This is a genomic window from Curtobacterium sp. 458 (assembly GCF_030406605.1).
In the GTDB taxonomy this organism is placed as follows: Bacteria; Actinomycetota; Actinomycetes; order Actinomycetales; family Microbacteriaceae; genus Curtobacterium.
On sequence record NZ_CP129104.1, the window covers coordinates 1,802,638 to 1,824,788 of the forward strand.

At 71.7% G+C, this 22,151-nt stretch carries 21 protein-coding genes and 1 tRNA gene; 14 read left to right on the plus strand and 8 right to left on the minus strand.

Features of this window, described 5'->3' with window-relative positions:
- Positions 1-8 precede the first annotated feature (8 nt).
- The 3 genes from QPJ90_RS08985 to QPJ90_RS08995 all read left to right on the plus strand — a co-directional run bounded on the left by QPJ90_RS08985 (position 9) and on the right by QPJ90_RS08995 (position 2,912).
- A complete protein-coding gene (locus tag QPJ90_RS08985; protein WP_290134096.1) occupies positions 9-965 on the plus strand; it encodes a carbohydrate ABC transporter permease in 957 nt (318 codons plus the stop codon).
- A 10-nt stretch (positions 966-975) separates the two neighbouring features.
- Positions 976-2,349, plus strand: a complete 1,374-nt coding sequence (locus QPJ90_RS08990) for a sugar ABC transporter substrate-binding protein (protein ID WP_290134097.1) — start codon at positions 976-978, stop codon at positions 2,347-2,349.
- A gap of 92 nt (positions 2,350-2,441) precedes the next feature.
- Positions 2,442-2,912: a BLUF domain-containing protein gene (locus QPJ90_RS08995; protein ID WP_290134098.1), complete on the plus strand. Its 471-nt coding sequence runs from the start codon at positions 2,442-2,444 to the stop codon at positions 2,910-2,912.
- A gap of 242 nt (positions 2,913-3,154) precedes the next feature.
- Here QPJ90_RS08995 and QPJ90_RS09000 read toward each other — a convergent pair whose 3' ends face one another.
- From QPJ90_RS09000 to QPJ90_RS09010, 3 genes are read right to left on the minus strand one after another with little or no spacing between them, the layout of a single operon-like run.
- Positions 3,155-3,580, minus strand: a complete 426-nt coding sequence (locus QPJ90_RS09000) for an RbsD/FucU domain-containing protein (protein WP_290134099.1) — start codon at positions 3,578-3,580, stop codon at positions 3,155-3,157.
- Positions 3,577-4,626: a LacI family DNA-binding transcriptional regulator gene (locus QPJ90_RS09005; RefSeq protein WP_290134100.1), complete on the minus strand. Its 1,050-nt coding sequence runs from the start codon at positions 4,624-4,626 to the stop codon at positions 3,577-3,579. Before QPJ90_RS09005 ends, QPJ90_RS09000 begins: the two co-directional genes overlap by 4 nt.
- On the minus strand, positions 4,623-5,612 hold the full coding sequence (locus QPJ90_RS09010; protein WP_290134102.1) for an aldo/keto reductase: 990 nt from the start codon (positions 5,610-5,612) through the stop codon (positions 4,623-4,625). Before QPJ90_RS09010 ends, QPJ90_RS09005 begins: the two co-directional genes overlap by 4 nt.
- Positions 5,613-5,720: 108 nt before the next feature.
- On the opposite strand from QPJ90_RS09010, the gene QPJ90_RS09015 reads away from it, so the two are divergent.
- The 3 genes from QPJ90_RS09015 to QPJ90_RS09025 all read left to right on the plus strand — a co-directional run bounded on the left by QPJ90_RS09015 (position 5,721) and on the right by QPJ90_RS09025 (position 8,602).
- Positions 5,721-7,271 (plus strand): alpha-L-fucosidase, encoded by a 1,551-nt coding sequence (locus QPJ90_RS09015; RefSeq protein WP_290134103.1) that lies wholly within the window; start codon positions 5,721-5,723, stop codon positions 7,269-7,271.
- A gap of 92 nt (positions 7,272-7,363) precedes the next feature.
- Positions 7,364-7,984, plus strand: a complete 621-nt coding sequence (locus QPJ90_RS09020) for a ScbR family autoregulator-binding transcription factor (RefSeq protein ID WP_290134104.1) — start codon at positions 7,364-7,366, stop codon at positions 7,982-7,984.
- 9 nt (positions 7,985-7,993) lie between these two features.
- Positions 7,994-8,602, plus strand: a complete 609-nt coding sequence (locus QPJ90_RS09025; protein WP_290134105.1) for a GNAT family N-acetyltransferase — start codon at positions 7,994-7,996, stop codon at positions 8,600-8,602.
- On the opposite strand, the gene QPJ90_RS09030 is transcribed toward QPJ90_RS09025, so the two are convergent.
- Together QPJ90_RS09030 and QPJ90_RS09035 are read right to left on the minus strand one after the other, a co-directional pair.
- Entirely contained in the window at positions 8,589-9,017 is a 429-nt protein-coding gene (locus QPJ90_RS09030) for a BLUF domain-containing protein (protein ID WP_290134106.1), read from the minus strand. The genes QPJ90_RS09025 and QPJ90_RS09030 overlap by 14 nt on opposite strands.
- 17 nt (positions 9,018-9,034) lie before the next feature.
- A complete protein-coding gene (locus QPJ90_RS09035; protein ID WP_290134107.1) occupies positions 9,035-10,216 on the minus strand; it encodes an MFS transporter in 1,182 nt (393 codons plus the stop codon).
- A 57-nt stretch (positions 10,217-10,273) separates the two neighbouring features.
- Between QPJ90_RS09035 and QPJ90_RS09040 the strand changes: the two genes are divergently transcribed.
- From QPJ90_RS09040 to QPJ90_RS09050, 3 genes are read left to right on the plus strand one after another with little or no spacing between them, the layout of a single operon-like run.
- Entirely contained in the window at positions 10,274-11,020 is a 747-nt protein-coding gene (locus QPJ90_RS09040) for an MSMEG_4193 family putative phosphomutase (protein WP_290134109.1), read from the plus strand.
- Between the two features lie 33 nt (positions 11,021-11,053).
- Positions 11,054-11,581, plus strand: a complete 528-nt coding sequence (locus QPJ90_RS09045; protein ID WP_058725971.1) for a DUF3090 domain-containing protein — start codon at positions 11,054-11,056, stop codon at positions 11,579-11,581.
- Positions 11,578-12,330, plus strand: a complete 753-nt coding sequence (locus QPJ90_RS09050; RefSeq protein WP_290134111.1) for an SCO1664 family protein — start codon at positions 11,578-11,580, stop codon at positions 12,328-12,330. The genes QPJ90_RS09045 and QPJ90_RS09050 overlap by 4 nt, the downstream gene beginning before the upstream one ends.
- A 129-nt stretch (positions 12,331-12,459) precedes the next feature.
- On the opposite strand, the gene QPJ90_RS09055 is transcribed toward QPJ90_RS09050, so the two are convergent.
- Both QPJ90_RS09055 and QPJ90_RS09060 read right to left on the minus strand, forming a co-directional pair.
- Positions 12,460-14,517: a VWA domain-containing protein gene (locus QPJ90_RS09055; protein WP_290134112.1), complete on the minus strand. Its 2,058-nt coding sequence runs from the start codon at positions 14,515-14,517 to the stop codon at positions 12,460-12,462.
- The gene (locus QPJ90_RS09060) at positions 14,510-15,895 is read right to left on the minus strand and encodes an AAA family ATPase (RefSeq protein WP_290134114.1); all 1,386 of its coding nucleotides are present in this window, start codon (positions 15,893-15,895) and stop codon (positions 14,510-14,512) included. Before QPJ90_RS09060 ends, QPJ90_RS09055 begins: the two co-directional genes overlap by 8 nt.
- A gap of 351 nt (positions 15,896-16,246) precedes the next feature.
- Here QPJ90_RS09060 and QPJ90_RS09065 point away from each other — a divergent pair, with 351 nt between their 5' ends.
- The 3 genes from QPJ90_RS09065 (at position 16,247) to QPJ90_RS09075 (ending at position 18,921) form a co-directional block, all read left to right on the plus strand.
- Positions 16,247-17,656, plus strand: a complete 1,410-nt coding sequence (locus QPJ90_RS09065) for an MFS transporter (RefSeq protein WP_290134115.1) — start codon at positions 16,247-16,249, stop codon at positions 17,654-17,656.
- A 153-nt stretch (positions 17,657-17,809) separates the two neighbouring features.
- Positions 17,810-18,490: a GntR family transcriptional regulator gene (locus QPJ90_RS09070; RefSeq protein WP_290134116.1), complete on the plus strand. Its 681-nt coding sequence runs from the start codon at positions 17,810-17,812 to the stop codon at positions 18,488-18,490.
- Between the two features lie 341 nt (positions 18,491-18,831).
- Positions 18,832-18,921: transfer RNA gene (locus tag QPJ90_RS09075), tRNA-Ser, on the plus strand.
- A gap of 242 nt (positions 18,922-19,163) precedes the next feature.
- Here the strand turns inward: QPJ90_RS09075 and QPJ90_RS09080 are convergent.
- A complete protein-coding gene (locus QPJ90_RS09080) occupies positions 19,164-20,357 on the minus strand; it encodes an MFS transporter (protein WP_290134118.1) in 1,194 nt (397 codons plus the stop codon).
- A 121-nt stretch (positions 20,358-20,478) separates the two neighbouring features.
- On the opposite strand from QPJ90_RS09080, the gene QPJ90_RS09085 reads away from it, so the two are divergent.
- The gene (locus tag QPJ90_RS09085) at positions 20,479-20,928 is read left to right on the plus strand and encodes a MarR family transcriptional regulator (protein WP_290134119.1); all 450 of its coding nucleotides are present in this window, start codon (positions 20,479-20,481) and stop codon (positions 20,926-20,928) included.
- A gap of 67 nt (positions 20,929-20,995) precedes the next feature.
- Complete coding sequence (locus tag QPJ90_RS09090; RefSeq protein WP_290134120.1) at positions 20,996-22,003, plus strand: glycosyl hydrolase family 18 protein; 1,008 nt, start codon at positions 20,996-20,998, stop codon at positions 22,001-22,003.
- Positions 22,004-22,151: the final 148 nt, after the last annotated feature.

A 22,151-nucleotide genomic window follows, 5' to 3' on the forward strand; every position in this document is an offset into this window, starting at 1 on the left:
AGTCCGAGATGACCAGCACCCTGCCCCCCGTGGTCGAGCCCCAGGCCACCCGCGCGATCACCACCCGCGGCGGCCCACGTCCGCCGCGTCGCAAGCCCTCCGTCGGACGGGTGATCGCCTGGATCGCGATGATCGCCGTGATCGTCGTGACCCTGTTCCCGTTCTACTGGATCCTGCGCACCGCCCTGTCGTCGAACGGCGCGATCTCCGCCGACCCCACCTCGGTGCTGCCGACCGGGTTCAGCCTCGGCGGGTTCGAGCGGGTCTTCGGCCTGCAGTCCACCAAGGAGGCGCTCGCCCAGGGCGGCTCGGGTGCGGCGATCAACTTCTGGCAGTACCTGCTCAACTCGGTGATCACGGCGACACTCATCACCGTCGGCCAGGTGTTCTTCTCGGCCGGAGCCGCCTACGCCTTCGCCCGCCTGCGGTGGCCCGGACGCGACAAGGTGTTCGCGGTGTTCCTCGCCGGGCTCATGGTGCCGACGATCTTCACCCTCCTGCCGAACTTCGCCCTCATCAAGTCGCTCGGACTCGTGGACACCCTGATCGGCATCGCGCTCCCGTCCATGCTGATGACCCCGTTCGCGGTGTTCTTCCTGCGGCAGTTCTTCCTCGGCATCTCGCGCGAGGTCGAGGAAGCGGCGCTCATCGACGGCGCCGGCAAGGTCCGGGTGTTCTTCCGGCTCATCCTGCCGATGGCCTCCGCACCGATCGCGACGCTCGCCGTGCTGACGTACATCACCGCCTGGAACGACTACTTCTGGCCGCTGATGGTGTCCTACACCGACAGCTCCCGGGTGCTCACCGTGGCCCTCGGCGTCTTCAAGTCGCAGTCACCGCAATCCGGCACCGACTGGGCGGGCCTGATGGCCGCGACCCTCGTGGCGGCGCTCCCGATGATCGTGCTGTTCGGCCTCTTCGCCAAGCGCATCGTCAACTCCATCGGCTTCTCCGGCATCAAGTAGGGACCAGCTCATGACGAACCCCATCACCCGCCGCGCCCTGTTCGCCGGCGGCGCCTCGGCCCTGGCCCTCGGAGCGCTGGCGGCCTGCTCGAGTCCGAGCACGCCGAACCCGAGGAGCGGTGCGACCGGCACCGTGTCGTACTGGCTCTGGGACGCGAACCAACTCCCCGCGTACCAGGCCGTCGCGAAGGCCTTCGAGCGCGAGAACCCGGACATCCGCATCAAGATCACCCAGCTCGGGTGGGCCGACTACTGGACGAAGCTCACCGCCGGGTTCATCGCCGGTACCGCGCCCGACGTCTTCACGGACCACCTGTCGAAGTTCCCGCAGTTCGCCGACCTCGACGTGCTGTACAAGCTCGACGAGCTCGAGGCGACGAGTTCCATCCGTGACGACGACTACCAGTCCGGCCTCGCCCAGCTCTGGAAGGGCAAGGACGGCCACCGGTACGGCTCGCCGAAGGACTGGGACACCATCGCGATGTTCTACGACGAGAAGGTCATCGCGAAGGCGGGCTACACCGCCGACGACCTGGCGAACCTGTCGTGGAACCCCGACGACGGCGGTTCCTTCGAACGGGCGGTCGCCCACCTCACGATCGACGGCAAGGGGCGCCGCGGGGACGAACCCGGCTTCGACAAGGACGACGTCGCCGTCTACGGCATGAGCGCGAACGGCAGCGGCGGCGACGGGTTCGGGCAGACGCAGTGGTCGCCGTTCACCGGGTCGATCGACTGGTTCTACACGAACGAGAACCCGTGGGGGAACAAGTTCCGCTACGACGACGCGGAGTTCCAAAAGACGATCTCGTGGTACTTCGGCCTGGCCGACAAGGGCTACATGCCGAAGTACGGCGTGTTCTCGACGACCACCGGTCCGGACGTGCAGCTCGGCTCGAAGAAGGTGGCGCTGTCGTTCAACGGCTCGTGGATGATCGGCACCTACCTCGGCCTGCAGGGCATCGACGTCGGTGTCGCGCCCACGCCGAAGGGGCCGGTCGGGCACCGCGCCTCGATGTTCAACGGCCTCGGCGACTCGATCACGAAGCAGGCGAAGAACCCCGAGGCGGCGGCGAAGTGGGTCGCGTTCCTCGGCAGTGCCGCGGCGCAGGAGATCGTCGGCCGGGCGGGCATCGTGTTCCCGGCACGCCGATCGGGGACGGACGCCGCGGTCGCGGCCTACGCGAAGCGCGGCCTCGACGTCACGGCGTTCACCGAGCAGGTCGAGGACGGCACGACGTTCCTCTTCCCGGTGACCCGGAACCCGGCCGACGTGCAGGCGCTGGTGCAGCCCGCGTTCGACGGGATCTACGCCAACGGCAAGCCGGTGTCCTCGCTCACGGCGGTCAACGAGCAGGTCAACACCCTCCTGGCGCTCACCTGAGTCGTCCGGAACACGCGGTCGTCCACGGGCCCGGTGCGGTGCGTGGACGACCGCGTTGACGGATGTTCCACCATCGAACGAAACTGGCGCCGATGACCTCCCTCACCTCGCTCGTGTACATGTCCGTCGCCGTCGACGACCTCACCGACGCCCAGCTCGTCGCGATGCTCCGCGAGGCCCGACTCCGCAACGAGGCACTCGGCGTCTCCGGGCTGCTCCTCGCGAAGGGCGGTCGGTTCATGCAGGTGCTCGAGGGCCCGGAGTGGAGCGTGGAGGACCGGTTCGCAGCCATCGAGCGCGACCCGCGGCACACCGAGGTGCAGTCGTTGTCACGCGAGCCGATCGACGCGCGTCGGTTCGACGGGTGGGCGATGGCGTTCGGCGCACCGTCCGACGCCGACGTCCTCGAGGAGCCCGGCTTCAGCGGCTTCCTGCAGCGCCGAGAGGGGCTCCCGGCGTCGCTGTCCGGCACCTCCGCCGACTTCCTGCTGCGGTGGTTCCGTGGTCGTGACCTCGGCACCGGCCGGGAGGAACGGATCACCCTGGGCAGACACGCCGCCTGAGCCGCGGGGTCGGCCCGGGCGCGCGGCGCGGCGCGGCGCCTGGGCGCGCGGGCGGGGGCGCGCTGCCGAGCCCGGGCCGTCGATGCTGGACGACAGCGCCGTCGTCGTACGACAACGGCGCCGTCGTTCGTTGCGCGCGCGGGTTGTTGCCGACGCTGCAGTGCGACAGCGCCGTCGTCGTGCGACAGCGGTCGCGTCGTGCGACAGCGGCGCACGCGGACCGGCGCAGGGCCGGCCCGAACTCAGCTCGCCGCGACGAACCCCACCTCGAGCAGCAGGTTGGCGTGCGACCGCTGGTCACCCGTGGCGATGACGAGCCCGGTCTCCGGCGCCCGGACCGCGTCGTAGAACGCGAACCGGTCGAGCGTCCCGAGCGGCACGTCCGGCCCGAGGACCCGGCGGTACCCGGCGTGCGCCGCCACCGGGGCGTCCGGGGGTGGTGTCATCACGGTGGCCGCCTCGAACGGGACCGCGTCGAGGAGCGTCGTGAGGACCTCGTCGACGTCGAGCAGCCCCGGACGCCAGTTGAGGTGCACGAGTTCCGCGCGCGGGTGCATCGCGGTGGCGAACGGGTAGTTCCCGTCCGCGATGAGCACCCTCGAGCCGTGGCCGAGCGACGCCAGCGCGCTCAGGGTCGGGCGGTGCGTCAGGGTGTAGCGCAGCATCATGCCTCCGTGGGGCCGGTGATCGGTGGGCCGACCCGTGCGACGGACCCGCCGGCGACGAGTCGTGGGGCGACCAGGACGTCGACGGGACCGGCCGCGACCGACGCGCCCGGCACCCGCCGCTCGGAGCGCCGCTCGTCCAGCCGCTCCCGGATCCGTTCGGCCGCCCGCACCGCGATCTCGTGCGTCGGCTGCTCGATGACCGTGAGCTTCGGCACGGTGACCTGCGCGAGCTCACGGCCGTCGAAGCCGAGCACCGACAGGTCACGCCCGAGGGTCAGCCCGGACTCGTTCACGGCGATGACCGCGCCGATCGCGAGTTCGTGGTTGGCGCAGAACACCGCGGTCGGGCGCTCGGGGAGGACGAGCAGCTGCTGCATCGCGGCCTGGCCGTTCGCGACCGTGAGCGGGCCGGCGAGCACGGCGTCGGGCGCGAGGTCGGCGCCTGCCTGCCGAGCGACCTCGCGGAAGCCGTCCACCCGCCCGCGCATCGTCGAGACGGCCGGGTCGCCCCCGACGACGCCGAGCCGCCGGTGCCCGTGGTCGAGCAGGTGCCGCGCCGCGAGGGATCCGGCGCGGTGGTTGTCGAGGAAGACCCCGTCGACGACGAGGTCGTCCGCGCGCCAGTCGATCTGCACGACCGGGACCTGCTCGGCCGCCCGGGACAGCGCCTCGACGTCGTGCGGCGACGGCACCGCGATGATCCCGTCGACCATCCGACTGCGCAGGAGGTCGACCGCGCCGGCCCCGGCATCGGGGCTCGACGAGACGATGACGCTCGTCCCGGACGGCCGGAGCGCGCTCTCGACGCCGGCGATGACCGTCAGGTGGAAGTCGTTGTCGAGCGCGGGGAGCAGCACCCCGATCGTGCCGGAGCGGCGCGACCGCAGGCTCCGCGCGAAGGCGTTCGGCCGGAACCCGAGGGCCGCCGCGGCACGTTCGATCGCGCGGGCGTTCTCGTCGCGGACCGCACCGCCGTTGTAGAACTTCGAGATCGTCGCGAGCGAGAGCCCGGTCTCGCGCTGGAGGTCCTTGTACGTCGCCGTCACACGCGGCCGCCCGGGATCGTGCCGTCCTCGTCCCAGAGGTCGTGCCAGCTCGACGCGCCCTCCCAGAGGAACACCTGGCCCTTGATGAGCCGTGCCCCGCGGTCGACGCCCGCCATGGCCACGAGTTCGTCCGCGGTGAGCGGGTCGGTGAGCGCGCCCTCGAGGTTGGCGCGGTACTGCTCGGGCTTGACCGCGAACGGGATCGGTACCTGCCCACGGGCGACGGCCCACTTGAGGCACACGACCGCGGGGTGGACGCCGTGGGCCTCGGCGATGCGGCGGACGGTGGGGTGCTCGACGTCCACCGGGTCGTCGTCGGTGCGGTCGCGCTCCGGCCGCGACGGGGAGCCGAGCGGGGAGTACCCCACCGGCTGGATGCCGTTCGCGACGCACAGGTCGAACAGCTCCGGCTGCTGGAACGTCGGGTGCAGCTCCATCTCGTTGAGCGACGGCAGCACCCGGGCGTCGCGCAGGAGCAGCCGGAGCTTCGGCACGGTCGTGTTCGACGTCCCGAGGTGCCGGACGACCCCTTCGTCGACGAGTCCCTCGAGCGCCCGCCAGAGCGCGAGGTAGGCGTCGTGGTCGTACGGGCGAGCCGTCGTGTCGCGGTCCTCCACCGAGGCGTGCGGCGCGTGGTGGTTCGGGAACGGCCAGTGCACGAAGACCGCGTCGAGGTGGTCGAGCCGCAGGTCGTCGAGCGAACGACGGACCGAGGCGACCGCGTCGTCGGGGTCGTGCGCGTCGTTCCAGACCTTCGACATCACGAACAGGTCGTCGCGAGGGACGCCGCTCGCCGCGATCGCCGCACCGACCGCCGGCTCGTTGCCGTAGACCGATGCGCAGTCGACGAGCCGGTAGCCGGCCTCGAGCCCGCCCCGGACGGCTGCTGCGACCTCGTCCGGGCCGTAGCGGTCCGACCCGAACGTGCCGAGGCCGATCAGCGGGATCTGCGCTCCGGTGCGCAGCGTGCGGGTCAGCGTGTCCACGTGGTCCTCTCCCCGTCGAGAGCGGAACGTTTCGCTCCGCCTGATGAGCGCAACACTAGCGCGCAGCATCCGGAACACGTAACGTTTCGTGCAGCTCGAGGAGGAGACATGACCGCACCGCACGACCTGCCCCGCATCGACCCGGACGGCCTGCCGGCACCCGTCGACGTGTCCGACAACTCCGAGGCGCTCGCGCGTGTCGCCGCCGTTGTCGCCGCGGGCCCGTACGACGCCACGTGGGAGTCGTTGCAGCGGTACGAGCCGCCGCGCTGGTACCAGGACGCGAAGTTCGGGATCTTCCTGCACTGGGGCGTCTACGCCGTCCCCGCGTTCCGGAACGAGTGGTACTCCCGCGACATGTACCGCGCGGGCACGCCCGAGTACGAACACCACGTCGCCACGTACGGCCCGCAGTCGGAGTTCGGCTACAAGGACTTCATCCCGTCCTTCACGATGGAGCACTTCGACCCGCGGGCGTGGGCGACGCTGTTCCGGCGCGCCGGAGCGCAGTTCGTGGTCCCGGTGGCCGAGCACCACGACGGCTTCGCGATGTACGACACCGAGCGGTCCCGCTGGAGCGCCGCCCGCATGGGCCCGGAGCGCGACGTGTTCGGCGACCTGCTCCAGGCCGTGGACGACGCCTTCATGGTCCGCGGTGCCTCCTCGCACCGGGCCGAGCACTGGTTCTTCATGAACGGCGGCACCCGGTTCGACTCCGACGTCCTCGACCCGCGCTTCATCGACTTCTACGGTCCCGCCCAGCGCGAGGAGACCGCGCCGAACGAGCGGCACCTCGAGGACTGGCTGCTCCGCACCGTCGAGGTCATCGACCGCTACCGGCCCCAGGTGCTCTGGTTCGACTGGTGGATCGAGCAGCCCGCCTTCGAGCCCTGGCTCCGGACCCTCGCCGCGTACTACTACAACCGGGCGGCCGAGTGGGGTCGCGAGGTCGTCATCAACTACAAGTGGGACGCCTTCGCCGAGGGCTCCGCGGTGTACGACATCGAGCGCGGTGCCATGGGCGGGACCCCGTCGTTCGTCTGGCAGAACGACACGTCGGTGTCGAAGACCGCCTGGTGCTTCGTCGAGGGGCACGACTACAAGTCGACGGCCGACCTCGTCGCCGAGCTCGTCGACGTCGTCGCGAAGAACGGTGTCCTCCTGCTCAACGTCGGGCCGAAGGCGGACGGCACGATCGCCGAGCCCGAACAGCGGTTGCTCGAGGAGATCGGCCGCTGGCTCGTCGTCAACGGGCAGGCCGTGTACGGCACCCGACCGTGGGTGATCCCCGGCGAGGGCCCGACCCACGTCCAGGCGGGATCGTTCGTCGACGGCGACGCACCGGACTACACGCCCGCCGACGTCCGCTTCACCCGACGCGTCGACGCTACGGGGGAGTACGTGCACGCCGTCCTCCTCGCACACCCCGGGGACGGCACCGCGCGCATCCGCTCGTTCGGCAGCTCGGCGAACCTCCTCGGGCGTCCGATCCGCAGCGTCGAGGTGCTCGGCGTCGACGGCGAGGTCACGTGGACGCAGACCCCGGACGCCCTCGAGGTCGCCGTGCCCGGTCCGACGACGCCGCACTCCGGTCCGGTGGTGAAGGTCCGCCTGCAGACGGAGGACGTGCCGGAACGCACCGACCACCTCCACGGCTGAGCCGAGTCGGCGCCGCCGTGGACGCGACCACCCCTCGGACTGGAGGCACGGTGCGGGCCCGCCCCGTGCCTCCAGGCCGTCAGACTGGTGGCGTGGAACGCCGCGCACTGATCCTGGACGCCGCCGCCCGCGAGTTCGAGCGTGTCGGCTACGCCGCCACGACCATCGCGGCGGTCGCCCGCGAGGCGGGCGTGTCCCAGGGCGCGCTGCACTTCCACTTCCCGTCGAAGGTGTCGCTCGCGCTGGGCGTGATCGACGAGCAGAACGTGCGCACCTTCGACGTCGTGAGCCACGTCGACAGCTCGCCCACGGAAGCGCTCGTCGCGGCGTCCCGGGGCATCGCGGGGATGCTGCTCACCGATCCGGTCGTCAGCGCCGGCATCCGTCTGTCCCTGGAGCGCGGCGAGTTCGGCGCGGCGACCGCCGCCTTCTACGAGCAGTGGATCGGCGGGATCAGCGACCTGTTCCGTCTCGCGATCGCCGCCGGTGAGCTCCGCACCGACCTCTCCGCCGAGCAGCTCGGTGCCACCGTCGTGCCGATGTTCACGGGCGTCCAGCTCGTGTCGGCCGTCCGGACCGGTCGGCAGGACCTGTTCCCGGCCGTGGCCGCGATGTGGCGGATCGTCCTCGACGCCATCGCCGACCCGCGGCACCGGGACCGGTTGCTCGACGTCGTCGCCGAGGCGTTCAGCGAGCAGCCCGTCGGTCGCTAGGCTCGCGACGTGGGGGAGACGGACGCGGGGGAGACGGCGGTGCTGCGCGCGGACGACCAGTGCGTCCCGGCACTCCTCGAGGCCGGGTGGCGGATCACCGCGCGGTCGTGGGCGGCGCAGCTCGACGCGGACCGTGCCGACCGCCGCGTGCTCCGCCAGCTCGTCGAGCGGGTGGCGCCGGTCGTGGTGCAGGAGCTCCGCGCAGCCGACCTCCCCGCCGTCCTCGCGCTCGACGCCGCCACCGTCGACGACTACCCGGGGAGCGTGGCGACGCAGCACGAGGCGCTGACCGGGTCATCGGCCGCACTCTCCCGGACCCGGCGCGGGTTCGGCGCGTGGACGCCCTCGGGGGACCTCGTCGGCACCACGTACCTCGACGTCGACGGCGACACGGTCGAGACCGCGTTCACCGTCGTCGCTCGGGACCACCGCGGTCGGGGCATCGGCACCACGCTCAAGGCGGCATCGGTCCTCGCGCTGCTCGACGAGCACGTCGTCCGCTTCCGGACCGGGGGCTCCGACGACAACCCGGCGATCATCGCCGCGGGCACCGCCGTCGGTTACCGGCGGGACGAGGAGTGGGTGACGCTCGAGCCCGGGCCGGTCAGGCGTCGTTGAGCTTGCGGGAGCGGAACCACCGCAGCAGCCAGGCCGAACTCGTGCGGTCGAAGTCCGGCGCGAAGTCCATGTCGCCCGTCAGGAACGGGCTGAACCCCTCCTGCTGCGCCACGTCGGCGTCCTCGAGCGCGCGGTACGCCATCGCCCACCCGTCGAACCGTCGGTGGTCCACGTCCTCGCGCACGAGTGACTGCACGTCCCCGTGGCGGGTGTCCCGCGAGATCGCCGCGAACCGGTCGTCCACGCTCCACGCCGGGCCCTCGAGCAGCTGCATGAACCGACCGCCCTTCGCGACGAGCAGTCCGGAGACCCCGAGCGCCGTGTTGCGGATGCGCGCCTCGCGGAGCAGCTCCTGCATGTCGGCGTCGTCGAAGGGCACGTTCGCGCGGCTCATGTAGAGGATGGAGACGAGCACCGTCCCATCCTGGTGCCTCACCGCGCCTCGCCCGTCCGTTGTCCGGATTGCGCAGTTCGGGTGGCGGAGGCGATGCACACCGTCACGACGAGCAACGCCGCGGGGACGAGCATCGCCGCCTGCAGCCCGAGGTGCTCGCCGAGGAACCCGAGGAGCGGTGGCCCCGCCAGGAACGCCACGTACCCGGCGGTCGCGACGACGGACACACGCCGGTCGCCGTCGGTGGGGTGGTCCCCGGCGGCCGAGATCGCCAGCGGGAACCCGAGTGCGATCCCGAGGCCCCACACCGCGGCACCGATCGCGGTCACCACGGGTGACCCGGCCGTCACGACGAGCAGCACCCCGACGGTGCCGACGGCCGCACAGCCCCGGACGACCGGTGCGCGGCCGAACCGTGCGACGAGCGGGGTCCCGGCCGAGCGGCCGACGAACATCGCGAGCGCGAAGCCGGTGAACACGAGGGATCCGACGACCTCCGGCGCGTCGTGGCCCGACGTCATGAGGAGCGGCAACCAGTCGGAGGCGGCACCCTCGGCGAAGGCCATCGCGAGCGTGACCACCCCGATCAGGAGCACCTGCACGGTGAGCACCGACCGAAGTCGGGGCGGCGGTGACGACGCGGTCCCGACGGGCTCGGTGCGCGCCACCGGGCGGAGGTTCGTCGCGGCGAAGGCCGCCAGACCCGCCATGACCACGGTCGCGACGACGAGGTGCGCGGTGACTGGTGTCCGGAGCGCCGTCAGGCCGATCCCCGCCGCACCACCGACGACCGTGCCGAGGCTGAAGCAGGCGTGCAGCACCGGGACGACCGGCCGGCCGAGCTGCCGCTCCACCGCGGCCGCCTCCACGTTCAGCCCGATCTCGGCGACGCCGGAGCCGAACCCGATGCAGAACAGCCCGGCCCAGACGCCCGCGGCGACGTGGGCGGGGGCGAGGAGTGCGACGAGCAGCATGCCGAGCACCGGCAGCGCGCCGCCGACGAGGACGAGGGGCCGTGTGCCGGTGCGGCGGACGAGTGCGCCGGCACCGAGGATGCCGATCATCGACCCGACCGACAGCCCGAGCAGGACGATGCCCATGGTCTCGATGCTCGCGCCGAGCTCGTCGCGGACGGCCGGCGTGCGGGTGATCCACGAGGCGATGCCGAACCCGGTCATCGTGGACGTGGCGAAGAGGGCTGCGCGGTGTCGGGCCCTCATCGCCCCATCAGACCGTGCCCGCGCGGCCGGGTCAAGGCCCGCGCCTAGGATCGGGGCATGGCGACCGTCCTCCTCGTCCGGCACGGACGCACCACCGCGAACGCGACCGGCCTGCTCGCCGGACGCACGGCCGGGGTCCGGCTCGACGAGGTCGGACGGCGCCAGGCCCAGCGCACCGCGGAGCGCATCGCCGCGGTCCCGATCGCCGCCCTCGTCACGAGCCCCCTCGAGCGCTGCCGTCAGACGGCCCGCGCGATCGCCGACGCCCAGCGCGCCACGCACGGCCATGTGCCCGAGACCACCGTCGAACGAGCGATCACCGAGGCCGACTACGGCGAGTGGCAGGGCCGGGAGCTCGCCGACCTCGCGGAGGAACCCCTGTGGCGCACCGTCCAGTCGAACCCGAGCGCGGTCGTGTTCCCCGGCGGGGAGTCCATGCCGACGATGCAGTCCCGCGCGGTCACGGCCGTCCGGCGCCTCGACGCCGAGGTCGAGCGGCAGCACGGGCCCGGCGCGGTCTGGGTCGCGGTGAGCCACGGTGACATCGTGAAGTCCGTGCTCGCCGACGCCTTCGGCATGCACCTCGACCTCTTCCAGCGGATCGCGGTCGGGCCCGCCTCGGTGTCGATCGTCCGCTACGGGGAGCACCGGCCCGAGGTCGTCGCGACGAACACCGAGTCGGGCGACCTGGCGTGGCTCGCGGCGGCCCCTGCCCCGAGCGGCGACGCGGCCGTCGGCGGGGGAGCGGGACACGGTTCCGCGGCCGATGCGTCGGACCGGGATCCGGGGACCGCCGCTCCCTGAACGAGCGGAGCACGACGCTCCTACAATCCAGGTATGCCCACCATCGTCCACGGCTTCGACTGGCCGGACCGCATCGTCGTCGGCACGATCGGACGCCCCGGTGAGCGTGCGTTCTACCTGCAGGCGCGGGACGGCAAGCGCGTCACGAGCGTCGCCCTCGAGAAGGAGCAGTCGGCGGTCCTCGCCGAGAAGGTCGACGAGCTCCTGGACGAGGTCGCGACGGTCGACGACAACCGCTTCAGCGTCCCGGACACCGCGCCGAAGGAGCTCTTCGACGGGGACCCGCTCGACCAGCCCGTCGAGCCGGAGTTCCGCGCCGGTGCCCTGAGCCTCGGTTTCGACCCCGCCACGGCACAGGTCGTCATCGAGGCCTACCCGATCGACGACGAGGTCGAGATCGTCGCCGAGGAGACCGGCGAGGACGGCGAGGTCGAGGCGGTCGTCGAGATCCCCGAGCCCGCGGAGCTGTTCCAGGTGAAGATCCCGGTCGGCACCGCCCGCGCCTTCGTCGAGCGCACCCGCGAGGTCGTCGCCGCCGGACGCCCACCCGGGGTGGCATGAGCGAGGTCACGATCCGCGCCCGGATCCGCGAGGCGTCCAACGCGACCTTCCTCGCCGACCTCGACGGCGAGGCCGTCGTCTACAAGCCGATCGAGGGCGAGCGCCCCCTGTGGGACTTCCCGGACGGGACGCTCGCCGGCCGGGAGGTCGCGGCGTACCTCGTCTCGGAGGCGTTCGGCTGGGGCGTCGTCCCGCCGACCTGGCTCGGCGACGGGCCGTTCGGCCCCGGCATGCTCCAGCGCTGGCAGGACGTCGACCCGGAGCAGGACGCGGTCGACATCGTCGCGCCGGACGTCGCCGAGGCGCCGGGGTCCCCGTGGCTGCCCGTCCTCGAGGCGATCGACGAGCACGAGCAGCCCGTGACGCTCGTGCACGAGGACTCCGAGCAGCTCCGACGCATGGCGGTGTTCGACGTCGTCGTGAACAACGCCGACCGCAAGGGCGGGCACGTGCTCGCGATGCCGGACGGCCACCGGTACGGCGTCGACCACGGCCTCACCTTCCACGTCGAGCACAAGCTCCGCACGGTGCTGTGGGGCTGGATCGGCGAACCCCTGACCCCCGACGAACTCGAGGGCATCGACCGGGTGTCCGCCGCGTTGAGCGGCGACCTCGGTCGTGCGCTGCGGGAACACCTCACGGGGCAGGAGGTCGACACGATCGCGGCGCGGTGCGCTGCGCTCCGCGCCGTCGGGATCTTCCCGCCGCCGCCCGGCCACGGCTCGGCCGTGCCCTGGCCACTGTTCTGAGCCGATCCCGCCCGACCGGGCCGGCCTGGCTCGATCGTGCCGTCGCGCTCCGACGCAGCGTGAGCGGGTGACGGCCTGGAGGCCCGTGGCGGCGCCGTCACGGGCCTCCAGGCCGTCAGGTGGGCGGGCTCAGAACGACCAGTCGTCGCGGCCGTACCCGCCGAAGAGGCCGCCGCCGAAGGCGCTGCCGCCGTACGCGCCACCGCCGCGTCGCGAACCGAGGTAGGAACCGACCACGGCGACGCCGAGGTCGTCGTTCTCCGGCGCCACGACCGTGCCGTCCACCCGCTTCGCCATCGCGTCGATGAACCGGGCGAGCCCCGGGTCGTCGCCGAGTCGGAAGAAGGTGGTCTGGGCGCCGAGCCGTCCGGCGTTCTCGAGCTCGCGGACGGAGAGCGCGACCGTGATCGGGTCGGGCGGGTAGTTGAACCAGACCTGCCCGTTCGGCTCCAGGTGCGACGTGGGCTCGCCGTCGGTGACGATCAGCAGCACCGGCTGTGCGGTCGGGTGCTTCCGGAAGTGCCGGTTCGCGAGGAGCAGCGCGTGGTGCAGGTTCGTGCCCTTGTCCCACATCGCGTCGAGTCCGACGAGCTGATCGATGTCCATCACCTCGGCCTCGCGGCCGAACGCGATCAGCTGCAGGTCGTCGCCGCGGAACCGGGTGGACACGAGGGTGTGCAGGGCGAGGGCGGTGCGCTTCATCGGCACCCAGCGGTCCTCCATCGCCATCGAGAAGGAGGTGTCGACGAGCAGCGCCACGCAGGCCTGCGTCCGGGCCTCGGTCTCCTGCACCTCGACGTCGTCGATCTCCAGCCGCACGCCGGGACCGGAGCGTCCGGCCGCCGCGGTGCGCACGAGGGCGTTCGTGATCGAGCGCGTGACGTCCCACGGCTCGGTGTCGCCGTACTCCCACGGGCGGGTGGCCCCGGACGGCTCACCGGACGCGCCGGAGCGGCGGAGGTCGCGCGCGCCCTGACGGCCGGACATCCGCTCGGCGACGTCCTTGAGGAGGCTCTTCCCGAGCTGCCGCATCGCCTTCGGGGTGAGTTGCAGCTGCCCGTCCGAACCGCGTCGGACGGTGCCCGAGTTGCGGAGGGCCTTCTCGAGCTGCTGCAGCGTCCGGGCGTCGACGGCCGCCTCGTCGCCGAGCTGCCGCGAGAGCGCGTCGAGGTCGAGGTCGTCGAGGTCCGAGCCGGGCCCGGTCTGCGCGAGCTGCTCGGCGAGTGCGTCGAGGTCGGCGATGTCCTGGAAGACCCCGGTGCCGTCGCCGAGCCCGAGCCCCTGGTCGCCGTCCATCCGCTCGGACCCGCCCCAGTCCTCACCGGGGCGGAGAGCGCGGAGGTTGCCGTCGAGCTGGCCCAGCTGCCCCATGAGGTCGGGGGAGCCGAAAGCCTGCTGGGCCAGGGCGTCGAGCTCGTCCCGCTGCTCCTGGGTCATCGAGTTGCGCATCCGCTGGGCGGCCGCGGCACGGGCGGCGAGGTCGTCGAGGAGCTCGTCGACGTCCTTCGGGTTCGACGGGAAGTGCTGTCCGTGCTTCGCCATGAAGTCGTCGAACTGCTCCTGCGTGTCCGTCCCGGCGCGGTGCGACTCCAGCAGTTCGTTGAGGTCGCGCATCATCTCCGAGACGGCGGCGCGGTCCTCGTCGGTGGCGTTCTCGAGCGCCTGCTTCATCCCCGCGAAGCGCTGGTCGAGGACCTCGCGGCCGAGGAGGTCCTTGATCTCCTCGTACTTCTGGCGTGCGGTCGGGCTCGTCCAGTCGTACCCGCCGAGCTCCTGCACGGCTGCGGCGGGCGACGGCGGGAGGCTGTCGAGCTGCATCTCGGCGAGGGCGCGGTCGCCGTCGTCGATGTCGACGTTGCGGGCCAGTTCGCCGCGTTCGGCGAGCACGGCCTCGTCGAGGAGCTGCTTCACCTGCTGCAGCGTGCCGTCGAGGTTGTTCCGGCTCGTGAGGTCACGGCGCCGTTCGGCCACGCGACGCATGAGGTCGTCGAGGCCTCGCTGTGTCCGACCGCCGCGGCGCAGGAACTCCCGCAGCGCACGCTCGGGCGAGGTGCCGCCCATGACGTCCTCGCCGATGGCGTCGAGCGCCTCGGACAGGTCGACCGGTGGGGCGAGCGGGTCCGGGCCGCCCTCGTACCTCCCGTAGCGGGCGTCCCGGGTGAGGCGGCGGTTCTGGCGGCTAGCCATAGACGGCCTCGCCCCCTCCCGACTCCTTGCTGATCTTCCTGGCGAGGAAGAGCCCCTCGAGCGCGAGCTCGATCGCACCGGCCCGTTCCCCGTCGTCGTTCGCCCCGAGCCGCTCGCACACCTGGTCGTACACGTCGGACTCCCCGATGGACGGCAGCCCCTCGAGGAAGTCGCGCGCGCTGACCTGCTCGCCGGTCGTGACCATCGTGCCGCCGTCGAGGGCCTCGACCAGGACGCCGAAGTCGATGCCGCGGAAGCGCTCGCGGACCGTCTCGGCCGTGGCGGTGCGGAGCAGGTGTTCGAGGACCTCGTCGGCGCGGTCTTCTTCACCGTTCTCGAACTCGATCTTGCCGCCGAGGACGTCGACGGCGGTCTCGAGGTCGATCGGGCGGGCGACCGGGTGCTCCTCGCCCTGGCGCGCCGCTCGGTGCACGGCAGCCGCGGAGACCGTCTCGGCCCCGGCGATCGCGAACCGGGCGCTGACACCGCTGCGCTGGTCGACCGCGCTCGACTGCCGGAGTGCCCGGGTGAACCTCGCGAGGATCTCGATGAGCGCGTCGGGCACGTCGGCCGTGATCGCGGCCTCCTGCTTGATGACGGCGATCTCGTCCGCGAGCTCGATCGGGTAGTGCGTGCGGATCTCGGCGCCGAAGCGGTCCTTCAGCGGGGTGATGATCCGGCCGCGGTTCGTGTAGTCCTCGGGGTTGGCGCTCGCCACGACGAGCACGTCGAGCGGCAGTCGCAGGACGTAGCCGCGGATCTGGACGTCGCGCTCCTCCATCACGTTGAGCATCGCGACCTGGATGCGCTCGGCGAGGTCGGGCAGCTCGTTGATCGCGACGATGCCGCGGTGTCCGCGCGGGACCAGGCCGAAGTGGATCGTCTCGGGGTCGCCGAGGCTGCGACCCTCCGCCACCTTCATGGGGTCGACGTCGCCGATGAGGTCGGCCACGCTCGTGTCCGGCGTCGCGAGCTTCTCGACGTAGCGGTCGTCACGGTGCCGCCACTCGATCGGCATCGCGTCGCCGAGGTCGGCCGCCCGCGAGGTGCTGGCCGTCGTGATCGGCTCGAACGGGTGCTCACCGAGCTCGGAACCGGCGATCACCGGCGTCCACTCGTCGAGCAGCCCCTGCAGGGTGCGGAGCAGTCGGGTCTTGCCCTGGCCGCGCTCGCCGAGCAGGACGACGTCGTGCCCGGCGATGAGGGCGCGTTCGAGCTGCGGGATCACGGTGGTCTCGAAGCCGTGCAGGCCGGGCCACGGGTCGCGGCCCTCACGGAGGGCCTGGAGGAGGTTGTCGCGGATCTCGGCGCGGACCGACTTCTGGACGTGACCAGAAGCGCGGAGCTCGCCGACCGTACGGATGTCAGGTCGGGTCACGTCGCCGACGTTACGCCGCGCCTCCGACACGCACCACCGGCGGTCTCGGGGCGACCAGCAAGCGGTCGGGCCCACGCCGCCGGTTCCGGGGCGACGCGCCAGCGGCGGACCGGCCGTGCCGGTGGGGAGAGGCGCGTGGCGGCGCCGCATCGCGCCTCCAGGCCGCTTGTGGGTTGTCATTGCACTTGCGATGATTGTGACTTCGGCGCCGGAGCCGGGTTCGAGTAGGGGGATCCGGCTCCGCGCCGGTCCTGCTGGACGCGTCGTCGCCGACCTGCGAACCACCTGCGCGTTCCCGGCGTAGGTTCTCCATCCGTGAGCAGCACAGTCAAGAGTCTTGTACCGGCCCGGATGGACCGGCTGCCGTGGACGCGGTTCCACTGGAGCGTCGTCGTGGGTCTCGGGGTCTCCTGGGTCCTCGACGGTCTGGAGATCCAGATCGTCTCGAACGCGGGCTTCCAGGCTGATCTCGGTCTGTCGACCCAGCAGGTGACCCTCCTGGGGACGATCTACCTGTTCGGACAGGTGATCGGGGCGCTGGTGTTCGGCCGGCTGTCCGACAAACTCGGCCGGCGGAAGCTCTTCATCCTGACGCTGGCGATCTACCTCGTCGGGTCGGGCATCGCCGGTCTCGCGCAGGACTTCTGGTTCCTGGCGGTGTTCCGCTTCGTCGCGGGTCTCGGCATCGGCGGCGAGTACGCGGCGATCAACTCGGCCATCGACGAGCTGATCCCGTCGAAGTACCGCGGGCACGTCGACATCGCCATCAACGGCACGTACTGGGGCGGAGCGGCGCTCGGAGCGTTCGCGAACATCTACCTGCTCGACACCGCGCACTTCGCCGAGAACATCGGTTGGCGCATCGGCTTCTTCCTCGGCCCGGTGCTCGGCATCGCGATCATCTTCCTCCGGCGGCACATCCCGGAGAGTCCCCGCTGGATGATGACCCACGGCAAGGAGGAGGAGGCCGAACGGACGGTCTCGGAGATCGAGGCGTCCGTCGAACGCTCCACCGGGCAGAAGCTGCCGGACGTCGACCCCTCGAAGGCCCTGACGGTGACGCCGCTCGACAACGTCCGGTTCAGCACCATCGTGAAGGTGCTGTTCCGGCAGTACCCGAAGCGGACGCTCGTCGGCGCGACGATGATGATCACGCAGGCGTTCCTCTACAACGCGATCTTCTTCACGTACGCGCTCGTCCTGACGAACTTCTTCGGGCTGAAGACCGCGCAGACGTCGGTGTACTTCTTCCCGTTCGCGGTCGGGAACCTGCTCGGCCCGCTCATCCTCGGTCGGTTCTTCGACACCTGGGGTCGGCGGCAGATGATCTTCCTGACGTACCTCGTGTCCGGTCTCGTGCTGGCGACCTCGGCGTTCCTGTTCCGCGCCGACGCGATCAGCGCCGGCGTCCAGGTCGCCTTCTGGTGCGTCTCCTTCTTCTTCGCCTCGGCCGGGGCGTCGAGCGCCTACCTGACGGTGTCGGAGATCTTCCCGCTCGAACTGCGGTCCCAGGCGATCTCGTACTTCTTCGCCCTCGCACAGATCTTCGGCGCGATCGCACCCGCGATCTACGGTGCGTTCATCGGGGACGGGACCTCGCGCGAACCGCTCTTCTGGGGCTACCTACTCGGTTCTGCGGTGATGATCGCCGGCGGTGTCATCGCGCTGATCTTCGGCGTGGACTCGGCCCGGAAGGGGCTCGAGGACATCACGCAGCCACTGTCCGTCCTCACCGGGCAGGAGGAACCCGCGAAGCGCTAGTGGAATTCTGGATGCAGAGTGTTCAGCGTTCAGACGGTGCCCGTGCCACGCTCCTCGGCATGGCACTCCTCCACAACACGACCGATGCGCTGACGATCCACGACGGCCGCCGTCCCGACCAGGACGGTGGCCGTCGTGCGTGACCCTGGCGGTGTGGAACGCAGACCAGACCGCCGTCGCATCCGGAAGCCCGACGAGCTCGCCGTCCGCCGCAGTCTGCTGCGCGACGCCGCGTTCACGATCCTGCTCGAGAACGTGTTGCTCGGCGTCTACCGCCGTGGTGAGCGGCTGCGACTCGAGCAGATCGCGGACGACCTGCAGGTCTCGCGGACACCCGTGCGTGAGGCGCTCACCCCGCTCGAATCGCTCCGCCTGGTGTCGGTGCAGCGGTACGTGGGTGTCGTCATCGCGAACTGGACCGTCGGGGAGATGTGCGAACGACTGCGGATCGCGCGGTCCATGCTCGTCGAACCCCTCGGCGGGAGCGTGGGCGTCTCCGACCGGTTCGACCGTCGACTCATCGCGGAGTGTCGGACCGAGGCCGGGTGCTTCGTCGAACTCGGGGCGTGGGTGCTCCGGCGATCGGGGGCTTCCGTGAGCGCGGACTGGCTGGAGTCGCAGTTCGCGGTGCTCGACGTCTTCTTCACGGACGACGTCTGCCTGGCGAACGGCATCGACGCCGCTGTGGACCGCCGGTACCGCGTGGAGCTGCTCGAGCGGGCTCGGTCGGCGGCGGAGCGTGATGCCGTCACGGCGTGCACGGAGGCGCTGGTCGAGCTCGCGGACGCGCTGATCGGGATGCCCGAGCGGTTCGGGGTGGCGCTGTCGGCGTGAACCTGCTGCCGGCCGAGGACCGCGGGCGACCTGAACGGGGACGCGGCGCTGGGCCGCGCCCCCGTCGAGTCGCTCCCTCCGGCGGACGCATCGCTATCGGGCGCGCGGATCCAGAAGCCGGGGGAGCGACGTCGGGTGCTGTGTCGCGACTACGGAGCGGAACTCCGGAACGTGATCGCCGCGTCTCGATGATGCTATGCACCGGGGTACGTCGCGACAACCCCTCGGTGTCCCCACTTCGGGGGACCGACTGTCGCTCGCGGCGCGCGCGGCCGTCGTGGTCCGGGTCGAGAGCGGGCTCGTCCTCCTGTATGGTGGGGGCAGCGCTCGTGAGGGCGCTTGGAGACGTCGCATAGTCAGGCCGAGTGCACCACCCTGCTAAGGTGGAGTCCCCTTTGAGGGGACCGAGGGTTCAAATCCCTCCGTCTCCGCACTCGAGGAGAGCCCCGGTCCGTCGGACCGGGGCTCTCGTCGTTCCCGGGTTTGCCGCCGTGCGCTGCCGCCGCCGTGCGTCGTCGCTCTGCATCGCGAAAGCGACGTCGAACCACCGCCGCACGTCGGTTCGATGTCGCTTTGCATCGCGAAAGCGACGTCGAACCACCGCCGCACGTCGGTTCGATGTCGCTTTCGCGGTTCGACGCCGGGCGCCTGACCCTCGCCGCCCGCCCCGTCGCTACGCGGTCGCGACCGAGCCGGTCCCGCCCGCCGCGGCCGTTGCGCGCCGGTGCCGACGAGCAGCCGCGGCCGCGACCAGGGTGAGCGCCACGGACACGACCGTGATGCCCGCGCCGGCCCAGATCGGCGACGTGTAGCCCAACCCGGCAGCGATCGTCAGACCGCCGATCCATGCCCCGAGCGCGTTCCCGAGGTTGAACGCCGCGATGTTCGCACCGCTCGCCAGGGTCGGCGCGTGATCCGCGTGCTGCATCACCCGCGTCTGCAGTGCCGGCACCGTGGCGAACCCGAACGCCCCCATGAGCACGAGGGCGACCACGGTCAGCGCCGGCGAGGTCGCGACGAGGGCGAACAGCGCGAGCACGACCGTCAGTGCGGACAGGACGACGAGGAGCGTGCCGTCGATCGACCGTGCGGCGAGCTTGCCGCCGACGAAGTTCCCGACGAACAGCCCGACGCCGAACACCACGAGCAGCCAGGGGACGGTGGAGGACGCGAAGCCGCTGACCGAGGTGAGCGTGTACGCGATGTAGGTGAACGCGCCGAACATCCCGCCGTAGCCGAGGACCGTGATCCCGAGCGACAGCCAGACCTGGCCGGAGCGGAAGGCGCCCAGCTCCCGGACGAGCGACGGCTGCTCGGCCTGCCGGACGGCCGGCACGAGGACGAGGACCCCGACGAGCGCGACGACCCCGATGCCGGCGATCGCCCAGAACGTGGCCCGCCAGCCGAGTGCCTGCCCGAGGAAGGTCCCGAACGGCACGCCGAGGACGTTCGACGCGGTGAGGCCGGTGAACATGAGGGCGACGGCGGACGCGCGGCGCTCCCGGGCGACCATGTTCGACGCGACGACGGAGCCGATGCCGAAGAACGCGCCGTGGCAGAGCGCAGCGACCACCCGACCGACCATCATCACGCCGTACGTCGGCGCGGCCGCGGACAGCGTGTTCCCGATGACGAAGAGCACGAGCAACCCGAGGAGCACCTGCTTGCGGGGGAGTCGCGTGGTGGCGGCGGTGAGGCCGAGCGCCCCGATGATCACGGCGAGGGCGTACCCGGTGACGAGCCATCCGGCGGTGGTCTCGGTCACGCCGTAGTCGGCGGCGACCTCGGGCAGCAGTCCGGTGATGACGAACTCGGTGAGTCCGATCCCGAACCCGCCGAGGGCGAGGGCGATGAGTCCCGCGGGCATGGTGGTCCTTCCGTTGTGCAGCAAGCGTGACCCGCGTACGCTGGTTGTTGCAGACGCGGGGTATCGATAGTTGCACACGCTGGGTATCCGCGCAAGCAAACACGTGTGCCCGGAGGTCCTGATGAGTGTCGACGACACGTCCACCGCTGTCCGCGCGCACGGCTGGCGGACCCTCGCCGCCCTGCACGGCCTCATCGAGACGCGGCTCGAGCGAGCACTCCGGGCCGTCGACCTGTCCGTCGTCGAGTACACGGTGCTCGATGCTCTCCGGCGACAGGACGGCTTCCACATGCGGATGCAGCAGCTCGCCCGCGCGGCCGCCCTGAGCCCGAGCGCCACGACGAGGCTCGTCAACCGGCTCGAGGACCGGGCGTTGCTCACCCGCGTGCTCTGCGCCGACGACCGTCGCGGCCTGTACACGGAGCTCACCCACGCCGGCCAGGTGCTCCTGGACGCGGCGACGCCCCTCCACGCCGCGGCGCTCGAGGAGGCGCTCGCCGAAGCGCGCGAGGTCCCGGAACTCGAGGAACTCGCGGCGTCGGTCGATCGCCTCGAGGGCGTGCGCGCCTGACGATCGCAGGTGGGTTACCCGGCCGGGAGGCACGGGTCGACCCCGCCCCGCGGGCTACGGTGATCGCATGGTGCGTCGAGGAATCACCGTGGCCGCGGTCCTGCTGGCCGGCGTCCTGCTCGCGGGCTGCTCGTCCGATCCGAGCGTCGCCGCCGGTCGGCTCGCCGTCGAGGGCTACGTCGAACCCGGGTCGGGGGCGGCGGGCCGCGTGACGGCCGCTGCGGACCGGGCGAGCACGATCGGGATCGACGGCGTGACCCTGGCGGATGACGGCGCGACGCTGCTGGACCCGCCCGACGGCACCGCTGCGCTCGCTCGGACGGCCACTCGGGCGGGTTCGTCGCCCGAGCTCCTGGTGAGCAACTTCTCGTCCGACCTCGGCGACTTCTCCCCGCAGATCGGGACTGCCCTGTTGTCCCGCGCAGCGCACCGCTCGGCCGTCGCCGCCGAACTCGCCCGACGTGCGCACGACCTCGGCGTGCGGGGCGTGCAGATCGACCTCGAGTCACTCCGTGCGCGCGACCGAGCGGGCCTCGTCGCGTTCGCGGGCGAGCTGTCCGACGCCGTGCACGACCGCCTCGGCCGGGGCGCACGGGTCTCGATCGCGGTCATGGCCTCGACGGACGCCGACGGCTACCGCGACACCGGCTACGACCTGCGCCGTCTCGTGCAGCACGTGGACCGGGTCGTGCTCATGACCTACGACCAGCACGGGCTGTGGAGTGGCCCCGGCGCGATCGGGTCGCTCCCCTGGACGGAGCGGGTCGTCCGAGTAGCCGAGGCCGAGGGGGTCCCGCGGAGCCGGATCGACCTCGGGATCGCTGGCTACGGCTACGTGTGGGGCGGCGAGCACGACGGTGAGCAGGTGACGCCCGCCCGGGCTGCGGAGCTCGCCGGGAAGGCGGCGACCTGGTCGGCCCGCGACGGCGAGTGGTCCGCGGTGCTTCGTGACGGCGTCCGTGTGCACTGGTCGGACGCGCGGTCCTACCGCGCCCGCGTGGCCCTCGCGACGACGCTGCGCCTGCACGGCGTCGCACTTTGGTCCCTGAACCTGGAGGCGCTGCCGCGCACCTGACGCGGCGCGAGTGGCCGTCGCACAACCGAAGACCGACGGCACCGCGCGCAACCGTGGTGCCGGACGACTTCGGTTGTGCGAACGCGACGAGCGCCGGCGCGGCGCGACGAGCGCCGGCGCGGCGCGACCGGCGCCGGCGCCGGCGGCG

Bases quoted from the DNA above. Each gene is read 5' to 3' on its own strand.
- QPJ90_RS09065 (WP_290134115.1), top strand. From the start codon at position 16,247: ATGGACCGGCTGCCGTGGACGCGGTTCCACTGGAGCGTCGTCGTGGGT.
- QPJ90_RS09055 (WP_290134112.1), bottom strand. From the start codon at position 14,517: ATGGCTAGCCGCCAGAACCGCCGCCTCACCCGGGACGCCCGCTACGGG.
- QPJ90_RS09045 (WP_058725971.1), top strand. From the start codon at position 11,054: ATGCCCACCATCGTCCACGGCTTCGACTGGCCGGACCGCATCGTCGTC.
- QPJ90_RS09080 (WP_290134118.1), bottom strand. From the start codon at position 20,357: ATGCCCGCGGGACTCATCGCCCTCGCCCTCGGCGGGTTCGGGATCGGA.
- QPJ90_RS09000 (WP_290134099.1), bottom strand. From the start codon at position 3,580: ATGATGCTGCGCTACACCCTGACGCACCGCCCGACCCTGAGCGCGCTG.
- QPJ90_RS09085 (WP_290134119.1), top strand. From the start codon at position 20,479: ATGAGTGTCGACGACACGTCCACCGCTGTCCGCGCGCACGGCTGGCGG.
- QPJ90_RS09090 (WP_290134120.1), top strand. From the start codon at position 20,996: ATGGTGCGTCGAGGAATCACCGTGGCCGCGGTCCTGCTGGCCGGCGTC.
- QPJ90_RS09035 (WP_290134107.1), bottom strand. From the start codon at position 10,216: ATGAGGGCCCGACACCGCGCAGCCCTCTTCGCCACGTCCACGATGACC.
- QPJ90_RS09040 (WP_290134109.1), top strand. From the start codon at position 10,274: ATGGCGACCGTCCTCCTCGTCCGGCACGGACGCACCACCGCGAACGCG.
- QPJ90_RS09015 (WP_290134103.1), top strand. From the start codon at position 5,721: ATGACCGCACCGCACGACCTGCCCCGCATCGACCCGGACGGCCTGCCG.
- QPJ90_RS08990 (WP_290134097.1), top strand. From the start codon at position 976: ATGACGAACCCCATCACCCGCCGCGCCCTGTTCGCCGGCGGCGCCTCG.
- QPJ90_RS08995 (WP_290134098.1), top strand. From the start codon at position 2,442: ATGACCTCCCTCACCTCGCTCGTGTACATGTCCGTCGCCGTCGACGAC.
- QPJ90_RS09050 (WP_290134111.1), top strand. From the start codon at position 11,578: ATGAGCGAGGTCACGATCCGCGCCCGGATCCGCGAGGCGTCCAACGCG.
- QPJ90_RS08985 (WP_290134096.1), top strand. From the start codon at position 9: ATGACCAGCACCCTGCCCCCCGTGGTCGAGCCCCAGGCCACCCGCGCG.